The 19,637-nt window shown below is 72.7% G+C and carries 14 protein-coding genes and 1 pseudogene; 11 read left to right on the top strand and 4 right to left on the bottom strand.

Going from position 1 to position 19,637, the window contains the following annotated elements:
• Positions 1–16 precede the first annotated feature (16 nt).
• The 10 genes and pseudogenes from gatC to ACIRJT_RS21670 all read left to right on the top strand — a co-directional run bounded on the left by gatC (position 17) and on the right by ACIRJT_RS21670 (position 14,131).
• Positions 17–313 (top strand): Asp-tRNA(Asn)/Glu-tRNA(Gln) amidotransferase subunit GatC, encoded by a 297-nt coding sequence (gene gatC / locus ACIRJT_RS21625; protein WP_003966094.1) that lies wholly within the window; start codon positions 17–19, stop codon positions 311–313.
• 5 nt (positions 314–318) lie between these two features.
• Entirely contained in the window at positions 319–1,821 is a 1,503-nt protein-coding gene (gene gatA / locus ACIRJT_RS21630; RefSeq protein WP_403911459.1) for an Asp-tRNA(Asn)/Glu-tRNA(Gln) amidotransferase subunit GatA, read from the top strand.
• 5 nt (positions 1,822–1,826) lie between these two features.
• Entirely contained in the window at positions 1,827–2,060 is a 234-nt protein-coding gene (locus tag ACIRJT_RS21635; protein ID WP_018509752.1) for a hypothetical protein, read from the top strand.
• 17 nt (positions 2,061–2,077) lie between these two features.
• Positions 2,078–3,586 carry an Asp-tRNA(Asn)/Glu-tRNA(Gln) amidotransferase subunit GatB gene (gene gatB, locus ACIRJT_RS21640; RefSeq protein ID WP_403911461.1) on the top strand — a complete coding sequence of 503 codons (1,509 nt, stop codon included), beginning with the start codon at positions 2,078–2,080 and terminating at the stop codon, positions 3,584–3,586.
• Positions 3,587–3,739: 153 nt separating this feature from the next.
• Positions 3,740–4,999 carry an SLC13 family permease gene (locus tag ACIRJT_RS21645; protein ID WP_403911566.1) on the top strand — a complete coding sequence of 420 codons (1,260 nt, stop codon included), beginning with the start codon at positions 3,740–3,742 and terminating at the stop codon, positions 4,997–4,999.
• 122 nt (positions 5,000–5,121) lie between these two features.
• Positions 5,122–7,230 carry a phosphocholine-specific phospholipase C gene (locus tag ACIRJT_RS21650; RefSeq protein WP_403911463.1) on the top strand — a complete coding sequence of 703 codons (2,109 nt, stop codon included), beginning with the start codon at positions 5,122–5,124 and terminating at the stop codon, positions 7,228–7,230.
• A gap of 189 nt (positions 7,231–7,419) precedes the next feature.
• Entirely contained in the window at positions 7,420–9,681 is a 2,262-nt protein-coding gene (locus tag ACIRJT_RS21655; protein WP_403911465.1) for an MMPL family transporter, read from the top strand.
• Positions 9,659–10,217 (top strand): annotated as a pseudogene (locus ACIRJT_RS21660) (GNAT family N-acetyltransferase). The gene ACIRJT_RS21655 and the pseudogene ACIRJT_RS21660 overlap by 23 nt, the downstream one beginning before the upstream one ends.
• Before the next feature lie 492 nt (positions 10,218–10,709).
• On the top strand, positions 10,710–10,886 hold the full coding sequence (locus ACIRJT_RS21665; protein WP_402014497.1) for a hypothetical protein: 177 nt from the start codon (positions 10,710–10,712) through the stop codon (positions 10,884–10,886).
• Positions 10,887–10,981: 95 nt separating this feature from the next.
• The gene (locus ACIRJT_RS21670; RefSeq protein ID WP_403911467.1) at positions 10,982–14,131 is read left to right on the top strand and encodes an AAA family ATPase; all 3,150 of its coding nucleotides are present in this window, start codon (positions 10,982–10,984) and stop codon (positions 14,129–14,131) included.
• A 6-nt stretch (positions 14,132–14,137) separates the two neighbouring features.
• On the opposite strand, the gene ACIRJT_RS21675 is transcribed toward ACIRJT_RS21670, so the two are convergent.
• The 3 genes from ACIRJT_RS21675 to ACIRJT_RS21685 form a co-directional block, all read right to left on the bottom strand.
• Positions 14,138–14,389, bottom strand: a complete 252-nt coding sequence (locus ACIRJT_RS21675; RefSeq protein ID WP_403911469.1) for a DUF6191 domain-containing protein — start codon at positions 14,387–14,389, stop codon at positions 14,138–14,140.
• A gap of 39 nt (positions 14,390–14,428) precedes the next feature.
• A complete protein-coding gene (locus tag ACIRJT_RS21680; RefSeq protein ID WP_403911470.1) occupies positions 14,429–15,640 on the bottom strand; it encodes a PQQ-dependent sugar dehydrogenase in 1,212 nt (403 codons plus the stop codon).
• Between the two features lie 159 nt (positions 15,641–15,799).
• Entirely contained in the window at positions 15,800–16,756 is a 957-nt protein-coding gene (locus ACIRJT_RS21685; protein WP_403911567.1) for an aldo/keto reductase, read from the bottom strand.
• 232 nt (positions 16,757–16,988) lie between these two features.
• Here ACIRJT_RS21685 and ACIRJT_RS21690 point away from each other — a divergent pair, with 232 nt between their 5' ends.
• A complete protein-coding gene (locus ACIRJT_RS21690) occupies positions 16,989–18,101 on the top strand; it encodes a PucR family transcriptional regulator (protein WP_403911471.1) in 1,113 nt (370 codons plus the stop codon).
• A gap of 67 nt (positions 18,102–18,168) precedes the next feature.
• Here the strand turns inward: ACIRJT_RS21690 and ACIRJT_RS21695 are convergent, their stop codons facing one another.
• Positions 18,169–19,569: a carboxylesterase/lipase family protein gene (locus tag ACIRJT_RS21695; protein WP_403911472.1), complete on the bottom strand. Its 1,401-nt coding sequence runs from the start codon at positions 19,567–19,569 to the stop codon at positions 18,169–18,171.
• Positions 19,570–19,637: the final 68 nt, after the last annotated feature.

Genomic DNA, 19,637 nt, shown 5'->3' on the forward strand with positions numbered 1-19,637 from the left:
CCCTGAGGATCGCTGCATGCCTGGCATCACGCGCGAGGAGGTCGCCCACCTCGCCCGGCTGGCGCGTCTGGAGCTGAAGGGCGAAGAGCTCGATCACTTCGCCGGTCAGCTCGACGACATCATCGGCGCGGTCGCCCGCGTCTCCGAGGTCGCCGACCAAGACGTACCGCCGACCTCCCACCCGCTGCCGCTGACCAACGTCATGCGCGCGGACGAGGTCCGTCCGTCGCTCACCCCCGCGCAGGCGCTCTCCGGCGCCCCGGCCCAGGAGCAGCAGCGTTTCAAGGTGCCGCAGATCCTGGGGGAGGACTAACCGCCATGACGGACATCAGCACCATCATCAAGCTCACCGCGGCCGAGATCGCCGGGAAGATCGCCTCCGGCGAGCTGACCGCCGTCGAGGTCACCGAGGCCCACCTGGCCCGGATCGACGCGGTCGACGAGAAGGTCCACGCCTTCCTCCACATCGACCGCGAGGGCGCCCTCGCCCAGGCCCGTGCCGTGGACGCGAAGCGGGAGGCGGGCGAGAAGCTCGGCCCGCTGGCCGGCGTCCCGCTCGCGCTGAAGGACATCTTCACCACCAAGGACATGCCGACCACCGTCGGTTCCAAGATCCTTGAGGGCTGGGTCCCGCCGTACGACGCGACGCTCACACAGAAGCTGCGCGCCGCCGACGTCGTCATCCTCGGCAAGACCAACATGGACGAGTTCGCCATGGGGTCCTCCACCGAGAACAGCGCCTACGGCCCCACCGGCAACCCCTGGGACCTCACCCGCATCCCCGGCGGCTCCGGCGGCGGCTCCTCCGCCGCCCTCGCCTCCTACGAGGCCCCGCTCGCCATCGGCACGGACACCGGCGGTTCGATCCGCCAGCCCGCCGCCGTCACCGGCACGGTCGGCGTCAAGCCCACCTACGGCGGCGTCTCCCGCTACGGCATGGTCGCCTTCTCGTCCTCCCTCGACCAGGGCGGGCCCTGCGCCCGTACGGTCCTGGACGCGGCGCTGCTGCACGAGGCCATCGCCGGGCACGACCCGCTGGACTCGACGTCCATCGACGCGCCGGTCCCGCCGGTCGTCGAGGCCGCCCGCAACGGCTCCGTACAGGGCATGCGCGTCGGCGTCGTCAAGCAGTTCCGCGGCGAGGGCTACCAGGCCGGTGTCCTCCAGCGGTTCGACGAGTCGGTCGAGCTGCTGAAGTCGCTGGGCGCGGACGTCGTCGAGCTGGACTGCCCGTCCTTCGACCTGGCGCTCTCCGCGTACTACCTGATCGCCCCGTCCGAGTGCTCCTCCAACCTGGCCCGCTTCGACGCCATGCGCTACGGCCTGCGGGTCGGCGACGACGGCACGAAGTCGGCCGAGGACGTCACCGCGCTCACCCGCGAGGCGGGCTTCGGCGACGAGGTCAAGCGCCGCATCATCCTGGGCACGTACGCGCTCAGCTCCGGCTACTACGACGCGTACTACGGTTCGGCCCAGAAGGTCCGCACCCTCATCACCCAGGACTTCGAGAAGGCCTTCGAGCAGGTCGACGTGATCGTCTCCCCGACGACGCCGACCACCGCCTTCCCGATCGGCGAGCGCGCCGACGACCCGATGGCGATGTACCTCGCGGACCTGTGCACCATCCCCACCAACCTGGCCGGCAACTCCGCCATGTCGCTGCCCTGCGGCCTGGCCCCGGAGGACGGTCTGCCGGTCGGACTGCAGATCATCGCCCCCGCCATGAAGGACGACCGGCTCTACAAGGTCGGAGCGGCCGTCGAGGCCGCGTTCGTGGAAAGGTGGGGGCACCCGCTGCTTGAGGAGGCTCCGTCGCTGTGAGTGCCATGGCAAAGAAGGCCAGTAACTTCAAGAAGTCCAAGACCGGGCTGTACGTCGCGCTCGGCAGTACCGCGTTCGGCGCTATCAGCGTCGCCAAGCAGGCGAAGCTCGCCCGCAACGACAACGACGTGCTGCGTCTCGTCGACGCGGCGGTCTCCGCGGCCGCCATCGTCACCGGACTCGCGATCCTCTATCGCGAACTGAAGCGTCTCGGCGACGACGACGTTCTGCTGGGCTGAGAGGGATAAGTTTCACCGTGACTGTCACTGACCTGGTGTCGTACGAGGACGCGCTCGCGTCCTACGACCCCGTCATGGGCCTCGAAGTCCATGTCGAGCTCGGCACCAAGACGAAGATGTTCTGCGGCTGCTCCACGGAGCTGAAGCAGGACGCCAACTCCCAGACCTGCCCGGTCTGTCTCGGACTGCCCGGCGCGCTGCCGGTCGTCAACGAGATCGGCGTGGAGTCGGCCATCAAGATCGGTCTCGCGCTCAACTGCGAGATCGCCGAGTGGTGCCGCTTCGCCCGGAAGAACTACTTCTATCCGGACATGCCGAAGAACTTCCAGACCTCCCAGTACGACGAGCCGATCGCCTTCGAGGGCTATCTGGACGTCCAGCTGGAGGACGGCGAGATCTTCCGGGTGCAGATCGAGCGCGCCCACATGGAGGAGGACACCGGCAAGTCGACGCACGTCGGCGGCGCCACCGGCCGGATCCACGGCGCGTCCCACTCCCTGCTCGACTACAACCGGGCCGGCATCCCGCTCATCGAGATCGTCACCAAGCCGATCGAGGGAGCCGGCGCCCGCGCCCCCGAGGTCGCCAAGGCGTACGTCGCCGAGCTCCGCGAGCTGATCAAGGCCCTCGGGGTCTCCGACGCCCGCATGGAGATGGGCCAGATGCGCTGCGACGTCAACCTGTCGCTGCGCCCGCACGGCCGCGAGGCGTTCGGCACCCGCTCCGAGACGAAGAACGTGAACTCGCTGCGTTCCGTCGAGCGGGCCGCGCGCTTCGAGATCCAGCGGCACGCCGCCGTGCTGTCCTCGGGCGGCACCATCGTGCAGGAGACCCGGCACTTCCACGAGGAGGACGGCTCCACCACGGCCGGCCGCATCAAGGACAACGCCGAGGACTACCGCTACTTCCCCGAGCCGGACCTGGTGCCCGTGGCGCCGGCCCGCGAGTGGGTCGAGGAGCTCCGCAAGGGCCTCCCCGAGCTTCCCCGGCTCCGCCGGGCGCGGCTCAAGGAGGAGTGGGGCGTCACCGAGCACGACATGCAGTCCATCCTCAACGCCGGCGCGGTCGACCTGATCGTCGCCACGACCGAGGAGGGCGCACCCTCGGACCAGGCCCGCAAGTGGTGGATGGGCGAGCTGGCCCGTAACGCCAACGAGACCGGCCGCGGCCTGGACGAGCTGCCGATCACCCCGGCGCAGGTCGCCCGGGTGGCCGCGCTCGTCGCCGGGGGCGACCTCAACGACAAGCTGGCCCGCCAGGTCATCGAGGGCGTCCTCGCGGGCGAGGGCGACCCGGACACCGTCGTCGAGAAGCGCGGCCTGAAGGTCGTCTCCGACGAGGGCGCGCTGTCCACGGCCGTGGACGAGGCCATCGCGGGCAACGCGGCCATCGCGGACAAGATCCGCGGCGGCAAGGTCGCGGCGGCGGGCGCGCTCGTCGGCGCGGTCATGAAGGCCACCCGCGGTCAGGCGGACGCGGCCCGCGTGCGCGAGCTGATCCTGGAGAAGCTCGGCGTCGAGGGCTGATCCACCCGTCATCACCCCGAAGGGGCGGTGCACCCGCACAACGCGGGCGCACCGCCCCTTCCCCCGTGAACCCTTCCCGCTCCCCGTGAACGCTCCCGTTCCCCGTGAACCCCTCCCACTCTCCGCGAATCCCTCCCGCTCTGTGAGACCGCCCTGAACACCGTCTTCGCCGAGATCGTCTCTCTCGCGCTCCTCGTGGGCGTCCTCGCCTTCGCCGTCGTGCGCCCCCGCGGTCTGCCGGAGGCGACCGTCGCCGTGCCCGCCGCCGTCCTCGCGGTGGCCGCCGGAGCGGTGTCCTGGCCCGAGGCGCGCGAGCAGGTCGGCGAGCTGCTGCCGGTCGTGGGGTTCCTCGCCGCGATCCTGGTGCTGGCCCGGCTCTGCGCCGACGAGGGGCTGTTCCGGGCCGCCGGGGATCTCGTGGCGCGCGCCTGCCGGGGGCAGACCCGGCCCCTGCTCGGCGGTGTCTTCGTCATCGCCTCCCTCGTCACCGCCGTCCTGAGCCTGGACGCCACCGTCGTCCTGCTCACCCCCGTCGTCCTCGCCACCGCCGCCCGGGTCGGCGCGCGGCCGCGCCCCTACGTCTACGCCTGCGCGCACCTGGCCAACTCCGCGTCCCTCCTGCTCCCCGTCTCCAACCTGACCAACCTGTTGGCGTTCACCGCGAGCGGCCTCTCCTTCACCCGGTTCGCCGCACTGATGGCGCTGCCGTGGCTCGCCGCCATCGCCGTCGAGTACGCCGTGTTCCGCCGCGCCTTCCGGGCCGACCTGGCCGCCGGGGCGCACGCGCCGGAGCCCGACGCGGAGCGCACGCCCGCCCCCGTCTTCACGCTCGTCGTGCTGGCGCTGACCCTGGCCGGGTTCGTCGTCACCTCGTTCGCGGGGGCCGAGCCGCTGTGGGCCGCCCTGGCGGGCGCCGTCGTGCTCGGCGTCCGCGCCCTCATCAAGCGGGAGACCACCCCCCTCGCGGTCGTCCGCTCGGCCAACCCGCTGTTCTGCCTCTTCGTCCTCGCGCTCGGGGTCGTCGTCAAGGCCGTCGTCGACAACGGACTCGGCGACGGGACAGCCGCCCTGCTGCCCGACGGTGACACCCTGCCCGCTCTGCTCGGCGTCGCCGTGGTCGCGGCGCTGCTCGCCAATCTGATCAACAACCTGCCCGCGATCCTCGCCCTGCTGCCGATCGTCGCGGCGGCCGGGCCCGGACCGCTGCTCGCCGCCCTGATCGGGGTGAACCTCGGGCCGAACCTCACCTACGTCGGGTCGCTGGCCACGCTTCTGTGGCGGCGCATCCTGCTCGCCCACGGGGACGCCCCGGAGCTGGGCCACTTCACCCGGCTGGGACTCGCGACCGTACCGGCGACGATCCTGGCCTCCACGTTCGCGCTCTGGGCATCGCTGCACCTCATCGGCGTGTGAGAGCCGGTTGGACTTCCGGTCCGACCTCTTGGACGTTCACCGCCGGTCCGTACGCAGTCCTTCCCGACGCCACCTGCGCTGACTAGCTTCCCGGCTGTAACCACCGGAACCAGGAGGCTCTTTTGACCACGGACATGTCACGGCGACGGCTCTTCGCGCTGGGCGGCGGCGCACTCGGCGCCGCTGCGGCCGGATCGTTCCTGCCGCCGTCGCTCCAGGCCGCCATCGCCGCGCAGCCCGCCCACGCGGGGTCCGGCGGGGGAGGCCTCGGCTCCATCAAGCATGTGGTGATCCTGATGCAGGAGAACCGTTCCTTCGACCACTACTTCGGCACCCTGCGCGGCGTACGCGGCTTCGGGGACCGCAACGCCATCGAGCTGCCCACCGGCGGAACGGTGTTCGAGCAGCCCGCCGCGGCAGGCTCCACCGTGCTGCCCTTCCCGGTGCGCGGAGCGGCCGAGGAGCAGAAGAAGGACCTCCAGTACATCGGCGCCCTCGACCACTCCTGGAACGGCGGCGCGAAGGCCTGGGGCGGCGGCTGGATGAACGGCTGGATCAGCGCGAAGACCGCGGCGACGATGGCGTACTACGACCGCCGCGACATCCCGCTCCACTACGAGCTGGCCGACACCTTCACCGTCTGCGACGCCTACCACTCCTCGATCCACACCTCCACCAGTCCCAACCGCAACCACCTCTGGAGCGGGAAGACCGGCTTGGAGGCGAACGGGAAGCGGGCCGTCGGCAACGACGCGTACAACGAGGGCACCCACCCCGGCTACGACTGGTCCACCTACGCCGAGCGGCTGGAGAAGGCCGGGCGCAGCTGGCGGACGTACACCGAGTGGGAGAACTTCACCGACAACCAGATCGAGTTCTACGCCACCTTCAAGGCGATCGCCCGCAAGGCGCTCGCCAGGACCGGCGGCCACACCTACATGGAAGCCTTCTACGCGAAGGTCCGGAGCGCGTCCGAGACCGAGCGCACCCGGCTCCTCGGGCTGCTGGAGGAGGGCGTCGCCACCCTCGACCGGCGCGAGCGCAGCCTGTTCGAGCGGGGGCTGCGCCGGGTGGAGACCGGGACGCTGGCGGACGAGTTCGCCAAGGACGTGGCGGCCGGGACGCTGCCGGCGGTCTCCTACCTGGTCCCCTCGGCGATCGACTCCGAGCACCCGAGCACCTCGTCGCCGGTGCACAGCGCCACCATCGTCTACAAGATCCTCGACGCGCTCGGCAAGCACCCCGACGTGTGGCGGCACACCGCCGTGCTGATCAACTACGACGAGAACGACGGCTTCTTCGACCACGTCCCGCCGCCCGTCGCACCCCCCGAGGTCACCGACGAGCAGTGGGAGGGCCGGCCCACCGGCCTCGGGATCCGGGTGCCGCTGCTGGTCGTCTCGCCGTGGACCGTCGGCGGCTACGTCTGCTCCGAGGTCTTCGACCACACCTCCGTCATCCGCTTCCTGGAGCGCTGGACCGGCGTGAAGGAACCCAACATCGGCGACTGGCGGCGGCGCGTCACCGGCGACCTGACCTCCGCCTTCGACTTCACCCGGGCCCGGCGGCAGCCCGCCGTCGAACGGCCCGGCGCGATACCGCCGATCGGCGGGCGCTGGCAGCCGAAGCCGCCCGCCGTCCAGCACCTCCCGGCCCAGGAGCCCGGCGCACGACCGGCGCGCCCGCTGCCGTACCGGCCGGACGCCCGGGCGAGGCGCTCGGGCGACACCCTGCGCGTGGAGCTCGCCAACACCGGCCGGTCCTCGGCGCACTTCACGCTGTACCCGTACGCCGGCGAGTTCCCGGCCCCGCAGCACAAGGACGTCCCCGACACCGCGCACTGGACCGTCCCGCTGACCGGGGAGGCGTACCGCTTCACGGTCACCGGGCCGAACGGCTTCCGGCGCGAGTTCGCCGGACCGGCCGACGGGGGAGCGGAGGTCGCCTCCCGCGTCGACCACCGCGACCGCGACCTGCACCTCACCCTGCGCAACACCGGCCGCCGGACCCTGACCTTCCTGGTGCGGCCGCTCGGCTACGTCGACGAGGACGACGTACGGGACTGGACCCGCCGCGTCACGGTCAAGCCGGGCCGCAGCCGGGCGCTGGTGCACTCGGCGGCCGACGCCCACGGCTGGTACGACCTCGCCGTCACCGTCGACGGGGAGGACGGCTTCCGGCGACGGCTCATGGGTCACATCGAGAACGGCCGCGCCAGCGTCTCCGGCTGACCCGGCCCGAGGGCCGCAGGGCTTGATCCGTTCCGCGCAGGAAACAGATCAAGCCCTGTGAGCATGGCCACGAAACGGACAAAGGATCACGTTCTGCTGACAGAGTGACGGTCTCAGGTCATGAGACGTTTACGGGCAGATCACGCTATCTGTGGGTAAATGTTCACGAACCCGCAGGGAGCTCATCCGTTGGCTGCCATCGCCCGCTGGTGCATCAGGCACCGTCTCGTCGCCGTTCTCATCTGGCTCGCCGCCCTCGGCGGGACCGCCGCCGCGGCGGGCTTCGCGGGTTCGGCGTACTCCAACGACTACGAGGTCCCCGGCACCGAATCCGGCCGGGCCACCGAACTCCTCTCCCGCGGCTTCACCGACCTCGGCGGTGACACCGACACCGTCGTCTGGCACACCACCGGCTCCACGGTCCGGGCCGCCGACGTCGAGCAGACCATGACCCGGACGCTCCACGCGATCGAGGAGCTGCCGGGCGTCGGCGCGGTCACCGGCCCCTACGGAGGCACCGGCCCCGGCCAGATCAGCGAGGACGGCCACACGGCGTACGCCACGGTCACCTTCGACCACCCCGCCGACGAGATCCCCGCCTCCCAGGCCCATGCCCTCGTCGACACCGCGAAGGGAGCCGAGGCCGACGGGCTCCGGGTCGAGCTGGGCGGCACCGCCGTCGCCCTCACCGAAGCGCCCTCCGTCCACCTCGCCGAGGGCGTCGGCGTCGTCGTCGCGGCCGTCGTGCTCTTCCTCGCCTTCGGCTCGCTCGCCGCCAGCCTGCTGCCCATCGCCACCGCCCTGGTCTCCGTGGGCACCGCCTACGCGGGCATCGTGCTCCTCGGCCATGTGATGACCGTGGCGGACTTCGCCCCGATGCTCGGCATGCTCATCGGGCTCGGCGTGGGCATCGACTACGCCCTGTTCATCGTCACCCGGCACCGCAGAGGGCTCCGGCGCGGGATGTCCGTCGACGAAGCCGCGCAGAACGCCGTCACGACCACCGGCCGCGCCGTCGTCTTCGCCGGGGCCACCGTCTGCATCGCCCTGCTCGGCATGCTGATCCTGCGGCTCGGCTTCCTCAACGGCGTCGCCATCGCCGCCTCGCTCACCGTCGTCCTCACCGTGCTGGCCTCGGTCACCCTGCTGCCCGCCCTGCTCTCCCTCATCGGGATGCGGGCGCTCAGCCGCCGCGAGAGGCGGCAGCTCGCCGAACACGGGCCGCGACCCGAACCGCCCACCGGCTTCGCCGCCCGCTGGTCCGCGTTCGTGGAACGGCACCCCAAGCTGCTCGGGGGCATCGCGGCCGTCGTCATGCTGGTGCTCGCCCTGCCCGCCCTCGGCCTCCACCTGGGCACCTCCGACCAGGGCAACAACCCGGCCACCGCCACCACCCGGCAGGCCTACGACCTGATCGCCGACGGCTTCGGGCCCGGCGTCAACGGCCCCCTCACCATCGCCGCCCAGCTCGACGGCGCGGACGACCGGCTCGCGCTGGACTCCCTGCCCGAGAAGCTGCGCACCACCGAGGGCGTCGCGTCCGTCAGCCCGGTCACGTACAACAGCGCCGGCGACACCGCCTTCCTCACCGTCGTCCCCGACTCGTCCCCCCAGTCGCAGGACACCAGCGAGCTGGTCGACCGGATCCGGGGCGACGTGCTGCCGCCGGTGCGGGACGACACCTCGCTGGAGGCCCACGTCGGCGGGGTGACGGCGAGCTACGACGACTTCGCCGAGATCATCGTCGGGAAGCTGCCGCTCTTCGTCGGGGTCGTCATCGCCCTCGGCTGCCTGCTCCTCCTCCTGGCCTTCCGCTCCATCGGCATCCCGCTCAAGGCCGCCGTGATGAACGTGGCCGCCGTCGCCTCCTCCTTCGGCGTCGTCGTGGCCGTCTTCCAGTGGGGCTGGGGGAGTGAGCTGCTCGGCCTCGGCAGCGCCGGGCCCATCGAACCCTTCCTCCCCGTGATCATGGTCTCGGTCCTCTTCGGCCTCTCCATGGACTACCAGGTCTTCCTGGTCGGCCGGATGTACGAGGAGTGGCTGGAGACCGGAGACAACCGGCGGGCCGTACGCGTCGGCCTCGCGGAGACCGGCCGGGTCATCAACTCCGCCGCCGTGATCATGATCTCCGTCTTCCTCGCCTTCGTGCTCAGCGGCGACCGGGTCATCGCGATGTTCGGCATCGCGCTGGCCACCGCGGTCGCCCTGGACGCCTTCGTCCTGCGCACCCTGCTGGTGCCCGCCCTGATGCACATGCTCGGCGGGGCGAACTGGTGGCTGCCGGGCTGGCTGGAGAAGCGGCTGCCCCGGATCAGCATCGAGCCGCCCGACTGCGTGCCGCTCGGTTCCCGGATCCCCGAGGCACGCGGTACGGGTGCCTCGGAGGGCGCCGGACCGGTGACGGACCGGCCGGCCGGGAAGGAGCGCGATGTTCGCCGTATCCCTGGGTGACGACCGGGCGGAGCTGTGCCCGCTGGAGGTCTGGCAGGCCGAGGAGTTCCTCGCCCACATGGACCGGGCCCGGGAGCTGGTCGACTCCTGGATCCCGCTCGCCTCGTTCGTCACCGACCCGGACTCGGCGCGCGCCCTGCTGCGGCGGTACGCGGAGAAGCAGGCGGCGGACACCGGGCGGCTGTACGGCATCCGGCTGGACGGCGTCCTCGTCGGCGGCGTCCTCTTCCGGATCTTCGACGCGGAGTCCGGCACCTGCGAGATCGGCGTGTGGCTGGAGCCCGCCGCCCAGGGCCGCGGTCTGATCACCCGTGCCGCGGGGCGCCTGATCGACTGGGCGCTGCACGAGCGCGGCATGCACCGCGTGGAGTGGATCGCCTCCGCCGGGAACACCAGGTCGATCGCGGTCGCGAGGCGGCTCGGCATGACCCGCGACGGGGTGATGCGGCAGAACCACCTCCACCGGGGCGTACGCCACGACTCCGAGGTCTGGGTCGGTCCTCGCCCCGGAATGGCGGGCCCGTACCGGGCGCTGAGCCCCGGCAGCCCGGGCCCGGCGTGGCCCGCGGCGTCGAGGGGGCTCTCGTACGGGCCGCCTGGCGTGCGGCGCACGAACACCACCCCCCTCCAAGAGGACGATGACGATGTCCTGGAGCCCGACCCCTTCGACGAGGCCCACCTGGGTCCGCGCGGTCGCCCTGGCCGGAGTCGCCCTCGGCGCCATCGGCGTGCTGATCTCCGCGGGCATGTACTTCGACCTCTTCATGACCCTGCCCGCCGCGGGCGCCCCGGCCGGCGGCTGACCCCAGCTCACGGCCGCCGTACGGCACGGGTCTAAGGCCCTCGCCCACCCCTCGGACACCCGGGGGCCGGCCCTAAGGCCCCCACCGCCGCGAACATGCGGAACTCGCCCGATGCGGCGCCCCCTCCTGGCCGACGACAGTGGACACACAGCGAACACAGGGCCCCGGCCGACCGGCCGGGCACCCCTCCGGTCCGCTGCCACGACCAGGAACCAGGGGCACACCATGTACGAGTACGAGCTCTACCGCTCCACCTCCGCCGAGCTGATCCGCCGGGCCGACGCCGAGCGCGAGATCGGCCGGGCCCGCCTCGTCCGCCGGGCCGCCCGCCGCTCCGGCCGCGGCGATCCCGAGGGGAAGGTGGTGGAGGGCGACCGCACCCGCTTCGCCCCGGCCGCCTGACGGTGCCCGGGACCGGGAGCACCGTCGCACCGGTCACCGGTCCCGCCGACGCCGCCTCCGGACCGGGTGCGGCGGGACCGGACCGCGCCGGGAGCATGATCACCGTCCGCGAAACGGGTCCCGCCGGCTCGTACGCGTATGCGATGCTCAGCGACGTGGAGACCAGGTCAGTCAGCCCCGTGTTCGTCGGACGCGCCGAGGAGTTCGCCGCGCTCACCGAGGCGCTCGCGCGGGCCGCGTCCGGCGACCCGCAGGCGCTGCTGATCGGCGGCGAGGCCGGCGTCGGCAAGACCCGCCTGGTCGAGCGGTTCGTCACGGCGGCCGAACGGCGCGACGCCGTCGTCGCCGTCGGGTCCTGCGTCGAGATCGGGGCCGACGGGCTGCCGTTCGCCCCCTTCCCCACCGCTCTGCGCGCCCTGCGCCGGGCCCTGCCCGAGGAGATGGCCGCCGCCTGCGCCGGCCAGGAGGGCGAGCTGGCCCGGCTCCTGCCCGAACTGGGCGAGGTCCACCGGGACGCGACCGACGAGCACAACATCGCCCGCCTCTTCGAACTGACCGTACGACTGCTGGAGCGGATCTCCGCCGACCGCGTGGTCGTCCTCGTCCTGGAGGACCTGCACTGGGCGGACGCCTCCACCCGGCACCTGCTCGCCTATCTCTTCCGCACCCTGGGCAGCGGCCGGCTCATGGTCGTCGGCACCTACCGCGCCGACGACATCCACCGCCGCCACCCCCTGCGCCCCCTCCTCGCCGAGCTGGACCGGCTGCGCACCGTCACCCGCGTCGAACTGGCCCGGTTCAGCCACGACGAGGTCGGCCACCAGCTCGCCGGCATCCTCGCCGAGACCCCCGATGCCGCACTCGTCGACGAGATCTTCGACCGCTCCGACGGCAACGCCTTCTTCGTCGAGGAGCTGGCCCGATCCCTGGAGTGCTGCGGCGACAGCTCCGGCCTGACCGAGTCGCTCCGCGACCTCCTGCTCGTCCGCGTGGAGGCGCTCCCGGAACACGCCCAGCGGATCGCCAGGCTGGTCGCCGAAGGCGGCTCCTTCGTCGAACACGAACTGCTGGCCACCGTCGCCGGACTCGGCGAGGTCGACCTCGACGAGGCCCTGCGCGCGGCCGTCGGCGCCAACCTGCTGCAACCCGCGCCCGACAACGACGGCTACCGTTTCCGCCACTCCCTGGTCCGCGAGGCCGTCAGCGACGACCTGCTCCCCGGTGAACGCACCCGCGTCAACCGCCGGTACGCCGAAGCCCTGGAGGCCGACCCCTCCCTCGTCCGGGACGACGAACGCGCCACCCGCCTCGCCAGCTACTGGTACGCCGCCCACGACGCGGCCAAGGCCCTGCCCGCCGTGCTCCGGGCCGCCGTCGAGGCCCGCCGCCGCTACGCCTACTCCGAGCAACTGAGGCTGCTGGAACGAGCGATGGAACTCTGGGACGACGTCCCCGACGCGGTGCTCGCCACGCTGCGCCCGTTCGACTACGCGGAGGTCTACCCGGCCTCCGGCTGCGACCCGGAGAACACACCGCTGCGCTACCTGGACGTGATGGCCGAGGCCACCGTCGCCGCCCACTTCGGCGGCGACCGCAAACGCGCCCTGGCCATCTCCAAGAAGGCGATGCGGGTCCTGGCCTCCGAGGCCGATCCATTGCGCGAGGCCTGGTTCTGGGTGCAGCGCGCCCGCCTGGTGCAAGGGCTCGACAAGGGGGACGGCTGGGAGGAGCTGGCCACCGCGCAGGAGTTGGTGCGCGGACTGCCGCCGTCCCCCGTGCAGGCCGACGTCCTGACCAACGTGGCCAGTTGGCGGGCGCTGCACCAGCCGGGTCCGCAGGCGCTCGCCGACAGCGACCGCGCGGTGGAGTACGCCCGACTCGTCGGCGACGAGTACATCGAGCTGCACGCCCGTCTCACCCGGGGCTGGCTCACCGCGGACGCGGGCGGCGTCGAGGACGGCCTCGCCGAGATGTACGCGGTCCGGGACCGTGCCGAGAAGCTGCACCTGATGAACCTGCTGGGCCGGGTCAGCGTCAACCTGCCCTCCTCGCTCGAAGCGATGGGCCGCTCGCTGGAGGCCGTCGCCGCCGCCGACCACGGCATCGAGATCTGCCACAGCCACGGCCTCGCCGACTCCGGGGCCTGGGTGTACGCGAACCAGGCGCAGTCCCTGTTCTCCCTCGGGCACTGGACCCGGAGCGAGGACGCCGCCGTGTTCGCCGCCCGCCTGGCGCTGGCCCCCAAGGCGAAGGGCCTCGCCGCTCTGCGCCGCACCGAACTGGCCGTCGCGCGCGGGGACCTGGCCGAGGGCGAGGAGCTGCTCGCCCTGGCCCGGACCCACTTCGGCCAGCGCGATCCCCAGCCCCAGCACCTGATCGCCCCGGTCCGGCACACCATGCTGCTGGCCGCCTCGCAGGGCAGGATCGCCGAGGCCCGCGCCGCCTTCGAGGAACTGGCCCGCCACGGCTTCCCGCCCGGCACCCAGCGCTACGCCCTGCCGCTGCTCCAGACCGCCGCCATGATCGAGGCGGACGCCCGCGGGCTGCCCGCCGCCGAACCGGGACGCCCGGAGCTGCTCGACCTGATCCGCCGGTGTGCGAAGAGGCTCCCGACGCTCGTCCCCGTATGGGCGGCCCACGGCGTCCTCATCGACGCGGAGCTGGCCCGCGCGGAGGGCACGGACACCCCCGGCCACTGGGCGCGCGCCGCCGAGGCTTTCGGCCCGTTGAGCCGCCCGTACGAATTGGGCCAGATCCACCGCCGCTGGGCGGAGTCGCTGCTCATCGCCCCCGGAGACCGGTCCACCGCCACGGCCCTGCTGCACCGCGCCCGGGAGGTCGCGAACCGCCTCGGCGCGCGCCCGCTCGCCGCGGCCGTCGAACAGCTGGCGGCCCGGGCGCGCATCACCCTGGACGGCTCCGGCGCGGCACCCGGCCCCGACGCCGCGATCCACCCGGCCGTCCTGGCCGACGTACCCGCCGCGGGGAGCCCCGAGTGGGCGACGGCCGACGAACAGGACCCCGCCATCGCCGCCGTGGCGTCCTTCGGGCTGACCCCGCGCGAGCAGGACGTGCACCGGCTGGTCGCGGCCGGCCACACCAACCGCAGGATCGCCGAGGAGTTGTTCATCTCGCCGAAGACCGCGAGCGTGCACGTCTCCAACATCCTGGCCAAGCTCGGCGTCTCCAGCCGCGGCGAGGCGGCCGCCCTCGCCCACCGCCTCCGGCTCTACCCGGCCGCGTAAGTCCTGCTATGTCGCGGACTCCTCGTCCGCGCGCCGCTCGGGCCCGCTCACCGGCTTCCCGGGTCTCGGCCTGTCCGGGACGGCGTCCCGCTCGGGCGCGGCCGGGGCACGGACGGTCACCTTCCCGGAGGTCAGGTCTATCGGCCCCCGGTTCGGATCGCCGATGCCGAGATCCACCCGGCTCAGCTCCAGCCGCTTCTGCTCGTCCGAGGTGTGCTTGCGTCCCGGGGCGAACAGCTCCTCGAAGAAATTGAACACGTGCCGTGCTCCCTTCGACATGCCGCACAGGGGGTCGGGCTACTCCACCTCCACCTGGAGGACCCTGTCGTCCCCGGGCTTCCGCGTGCCCCGTCCGTCCGTGTTGCTGGTGACCAGCCACAGGCGGTCGCTCCCCGCACTCACCACCGTGCGCAGGCGGCCGTGCTTCTCATCCAGGAACGACTGCGGGTCCGCAGAAGGTTCCTCCGCCTTCGCGCCGGACAGCGGAATGCGCCAGAGCCGCTCGCCGCGCAGCCCGGCCATCCAGATCGAGCCCTCCGCGTACGCGATCCCGCTGGGGGAGGCCTCCGAGGTCTTCCACTGCGCCACCGGGTCGATGAACCCGTCCTCGCCCTCCTCGCCCTCCACCTCGGGCCAGCCGTAGTTCCCGCCGGGCTCGATCAGATTCAGCTCGTCCCAGGTGTTCTGGCCGAACTCGGCGGCCCACAGCCGCTTCTCCCTGTCCCAGGCGAGCCCCTGCACATTGCGGTGGCCGTACGAATACACCACCGAGTCCGCCTCCGGATTGCCGTGGACCGGCTCGCCGTCGGGGGTCATCCGCAGGATCTTGCCCGCCAGCGACTCCTTCTCCTGGGCCAGCCCGGTGTCCCCGGTCTCGCCGGTGCCCGCGTACAGCATCCTGTCCGGGCCGAAGGCGATCCGGCCGCCGTTGTGGATGCTGCCCTTGGGGATGCCGCGCAGGATGGTGTCCGGCGCCCCCAGCTGCTGTCCCGCCGGGCGCTTCTCGTCGTAACTCATGCGGACGATCCGGTTGTCGGACGTGGTGGTGAAGTAGGCGTACACCAGCTGGTCCGCGCCGAACGTGGCGGAGACGGCGAGCCCGAGCAGCCCGCCCTCGCCGGCCGGGGACACCCCGGGCACCGTGCCCAGCAGCGTCTGCTTCCCGCTCTCGCCGTCGATCCGGTGGACCGTGCCCTCGTCGCGCGAGGACACCAGCAGGTCACCTCCCGGCAGCGCGGCCAGGCCCCAGGGCGACTTCAGGCCCTCGGTCAGCGTCGAGACGACCTTCGCCGAGCCCTTCGCGGGCGGCAGATCGGCCGACCTGCTCGGGGAGGCCGGGGGAGCGGAGTCCCCCGAGGCGCTCGGGGAACCGGCGGGCCGCCCGGACGACCCCCCGTCCCCGTCGCCGGAACACGCGGCGGTCAGCAGCAGGGCGGCCGACGCCAGCACGGCCACCACCCCCCTGCGCATCGCCGGGGGCTGCACAGGTCCGAACAGAGCACCTCGCACGGAACCGATCCTTTCGACGGTTGCCTGACTACCTGTTCCTACACCGCGACCGGCCCAGGAGTTCCCGATGCGCCCATTCTCCCGCCGCACGGCCGACGACGCCCGGTCCGCCGGCCCCGCCCCGCGACCTCCGCCCCGCGCCCCCCGGCCCCGGGACGCTCAGTCCCACGACTCGCGGGCGGCGGGCAGACCGTCGATCTCCGCCAGGTCCCGGTCGTCCAGGACCACCCGCGCCGCCCCGGCGTTCTCCACCGCCCACCGCTCCCGCTTCGCCCCCGGCACCGGCACCACATGCGGGCCCTGGCGCAGCACCCACGCCAGCGCCACCTGGGCCACGGTCGCCCCGCGCCGCTCCGCGACCCGCCGCAGACCGGCCACCACCGGCTGGTTCGCCGCCATCACCTCCGCCGTGAACCGCGGATGCCTGGCCCGCAGATCCTCCGGTTCGAAACCCTGGCCCGGCTTCAGCGTCCCGGTCAGATAGCCGCTGCCCAGCGGCATCGCGGCCAGCAGCCCGACCCCGCGCGCCACGCACCACGGCAGCAGCTCCGCCAGCGCCTCGCGCGACCACACCGACAGCTCCGCCTCGACGGCGCTGACCGGGAAGACCTGCTGGATCCGCTCCAACTGCCGGATCGTTCCCTCATGCGGCCCCTCACCCGACCGGCGCGGGGCCCGCGCGCCCACCGCGCACAGCCCGAGCGAGCGCACCTTGCCCGCGGTGACCAGCTCCGCCATCGCACCCCAGGTCTCCTCCACCGGCACCTCCGGGTCGGCCCGGTGCAGCTGGTACAGGTCGATCACATCGGTCTGGAGCCGCCGCAGCGAGGCGTCGCAGGCCCGCCGGACATACCCGGGACGGCCGTTGGCGACGATGTGCTGATCGCCCACCAGCAGCCCGCACTTGGTCGAGACGAACGCCTCCTGGCGGCGGCCCTTCAACGCCCGTCCCACCAGCAACTCGTTGGTGAACGGGCCGTACATGTCCGCGGTGTCGAGCAGCCGGACGCCCGCGTCCAGCGCCGCGTGCACCGTCCGCACCGAACGGTCGCCGAGCCGCTGCGACGCGCTGTAACCCCAGCTCATCGGCATACAGCCGAGACCGACCGCACCCACGGCAAGTCCCGCCGCCCCGATAGTCCTGCTCTCCAACTCCCCGAACCCTTTCCTGGACGAGCCGTTCCGTCTTCCCGTCCGCCGCGGCCCGCCGGCGGCTCTTCCGGAGACGGCGCGAGAGCGCGGTCCCGGACCCGGACGGTCACGCCCGCCCGATCCACGACGCAGGTCCCTGTCGGGGGAGTTCGGTGAGTGATTGACGGAAGCGTTTGGGCGATGTGACGATACGCCGATGCCCGGCCTACACGCACGGATGGCTGCTCGCGGTGGCGACTTCACCGCTGCCGTGGTCGCTCGCTGCGCGGCGGAGGTCCCGTTCTACGGGGAGCTGCCGCGCCGGACTCTGGACGGCGAGGTGACGCGCTCGATCACCGCTGTGCACGATCTGCTGCTGCGGGCCCTGCGCCGGGACGGCGTGATGGGCCCGGGCGACCTGACCCGTCTGATCGAGTGGTCGGGGCGCCGGGCCGAGGAGCGCGTGCCTCTGGAGGCGGTGATCGCCGCCTATCTCGTCGGTGCCGAAGTGTGGTGGCAGGTGCTGTCCGAGACGGCGGCACCCGAGGAGCTGACCGGCGCCGGAGCGAAACTGCTGGCCTGCCTGCACGCGGCGATGCCCGCCGTCGTGCTCGCCCACCGCAACGCCCAGGAGGACATCCGCAGCGAGGACAAGCGGGTACGGCGGGCGCTGCTGACCGCGTTGCTCGCCGGTCGGCCGTACGAGGAACTGGCGGAGGCGGCAGGGGTCCCGGTGGCCGGCGGACACGAGGTGGTCGCCCTGTCCTTCGAGCCGAATCCGCCGCCCCGGCTGGTGCAGTCGTCGCTGGAGGCCCACGCGGGCGTCCCGGTGCTGATGGACCACGTCGCCGGGATCGCCCTGCTGCCGGGCGGTTACGACCTGCCCGGCCTGCGGGATGCGCTCGGGAAGGACATCGGGCACCGTGTGTTCGCCGCCGCGGCCCCGGCCGCGGCCCCGGCCGCCGTTCCCGCGGCGGCCCAGGAGGCGGGACGCGTTCTCGAACTCGTCCAGCGGCTGCGCCGTCCGCCCGGACTGTACCGACTCGACGACGTCCTCCTGGAGCACCAGCTCGCCCGCCCGGGTGAAGCACTGCTGCGGCTGGCGGCCAAGCTCGACCCGCTGGACGAGCATCCGTACCTGCTGGAGACCTTGAGGGTGTTCGTCGACCACGGACACAACCGCAGCCGGAGCGCCGCGGAGCTGTGCGTCCACCGCAACACGCTGGACTACAGGCTGCACCGGGTGACCACGCTGACCGGGCTGGACCCGGCGGTTCCCGCCGAGGCGCGGCTGTTGCAGGCGGCGCTCGTCGCCAGGGACCTCGCCTGAGGGGCGCCCCGACCGCGGGGCCCGACGGCGCACGCCACCGCGGGCCCCGCGGCTGCGGCGCACGGCACTACAGCCAGGCCCGCAGCTCCTCCTGGCGCGGCGCGAGGACCGTGGACGTGGCGGGGTGGTCGAAGACCCTGACCGGCCGGCGGGCGTCCCAGGAAGTCCAGCCGGGGTCGCCCGAGGCGGCGAAGTCGACCCAGGCCCGGTGCATGACGTCGGCCAGGGGCTGAGGGGCGTCGGGACCGGAGAGCGCCTCACCGTGACGGAGGTTGTCGAAGACGAAACCGATCTCCAGCGCGTGGCAGGCGCCCAGCCCGAGAACCGGCGAGCGCCAGGCGAACTCGTAGACATACGTCCGGGCGGGCCGGGAGTCGGCGAGCCGGTTGAGCGGCACTCGCAGCAGCAGGTCGGTGGCCATCTCACCGAGGATCACCCCCGGCTTCGCGTCCGGCCGGCCCGCCCGGTACAGCCGTGCCACCCGGCCGGGAATCCCGAACTTCAGCAGGGCCAGCCGCAGGGTGAGCCCGTTGACGCGGTCCACCGCTCCGCCCGGCACGAACCACAACCGGTACTCCTCCCGGTTGCAGCCCAGCAGCAGGTCGACCGAGGGCGGCGGAGGATCGGCCGGCACCACGTCGTCGTCGACCACGATGTGGAAGCCCGGTCCGCCGCTGACCGGGTCGGCCCTGCCGGCCAACTCGTCCTGGACGTCCAGCAGCCGTCCGCGGTCCACCCCGGCGAACTCCTCGGCCGTGGCGGGCACCCGCAGCGCCTTCGCCATCGCCCGCACGGTCCTGGCGCCCTCGCCGCGCGTCACGGTGTGCGGCGGGCCGCTCTGCAGGATCGCCCGGTGGAACAGACCGGCCGCGCGCGGGCTGGTCAGCAACGCGGCGATGCTGATGGCTCCGGCGGACTCACCGCAGACCGTGACGCACCCGGGGTCCCCGCCGAATCCCGCGATGTTGTCCCGCACCCAGGTCAGGGCGGCGATCTGGTCCAGCAGGCCCCGGTTGTCGGGTGCGTCGGGGAAGACACCGAACCCCTCCACCCCGAGCCGGTAGTTGATCGAGACCAGGACCACACCGTCGCGCGCGAAGGCCCGGCCGTCGTACAGGGGCATGGCGGCGGAGCCGTTCCGCAGGGAACCTCCGTGGATCCACACCAGCACCGGCAGTGGTCCGCCGGCGGCCCGGGGAGCCCAGACATTGAGGTTGAGGCACTCCTCCCCGGGGATGTCCACATCGGGAATCAGCTGGTCCAGGGGCGGCCGGTAAGGGCGTTGCGGAGCGCTCGGTCCAAAGTCCAGCGCGTCGCGTATCCCCTCCCAGGGCTCGACGGGCGCGGGGGCGCGGAACCGATGGACCCCGAAGGGCGCGGCGGCGTACGGGATCCCCAGGTAGGAGGCGATTCCCCCGTCGGCGCGGCCCCGCACCTTTCCCTGGAGTGTCGTCGCGATGATGTCCATGTCCGTCCTTTCACGAGAAGTGCCCCTTCCCCGGTCGGGGGGGGCGACCGGGGAAGCGGCGGTGAGGG

This window comes from Streptomyces sp. NPDC102283 (assembly GCF_044766265.1).
Lineage (GTDB): Bacteria > Actinomycetota > Actinomycetes > Streptomycetales > Streptomycetaceae > Streptomyces.

Coding starts and splice junctions, on each gene's coding strand:
- ACIRJT_RS21690 (WP_403911471.1), top strand. CDS start 16,989: ATGCCCGGCCTACACGCACGGATGGCTGCTCGCGGTGGCGACTTCACC.
- gatC (WP_003966094.1), top strand. CDS start 17: ATGCCTGGCATCACGCGCGAGGAGGTCGCCCACCTCGCCCGGCTGGCG.
- ACIRJT_RS21635 (WP_018509752.1), top strand. CDS start 1,827: ATGGCAAAGAAGGCCAGTAACTTCAAGAAGTCCAAGACCGGGCTGTAC.
- gatA (WP_403911459.1), top strand. CDS start 319: ATGACGGACATCAGCACCATCATCAAGCTCACCGCGGCCGAGATCGCC.
- ACIRJT_RS21665 (WP_402014497.1), top strand. CDS start 10,710: ATGTACGAGTACGAGCTCTACCGCTCCACCTCCGCCGAGCTGATCCGC.
- ACIRJT_RS21670 (WP_403911467.1), top strand. CDS start 10,982: ATGATCACCGTCCGCGAAACGGGTCCCGCCGGCTCGTACGCGTATGCG.
- ACIRJT_RS21695 (WP_403911472.1), bottom strand. CDS start 19,569: ATGGACATCATCGCGACGACACTCCAGGGAAAGGTGCGGGGCCGCGCC.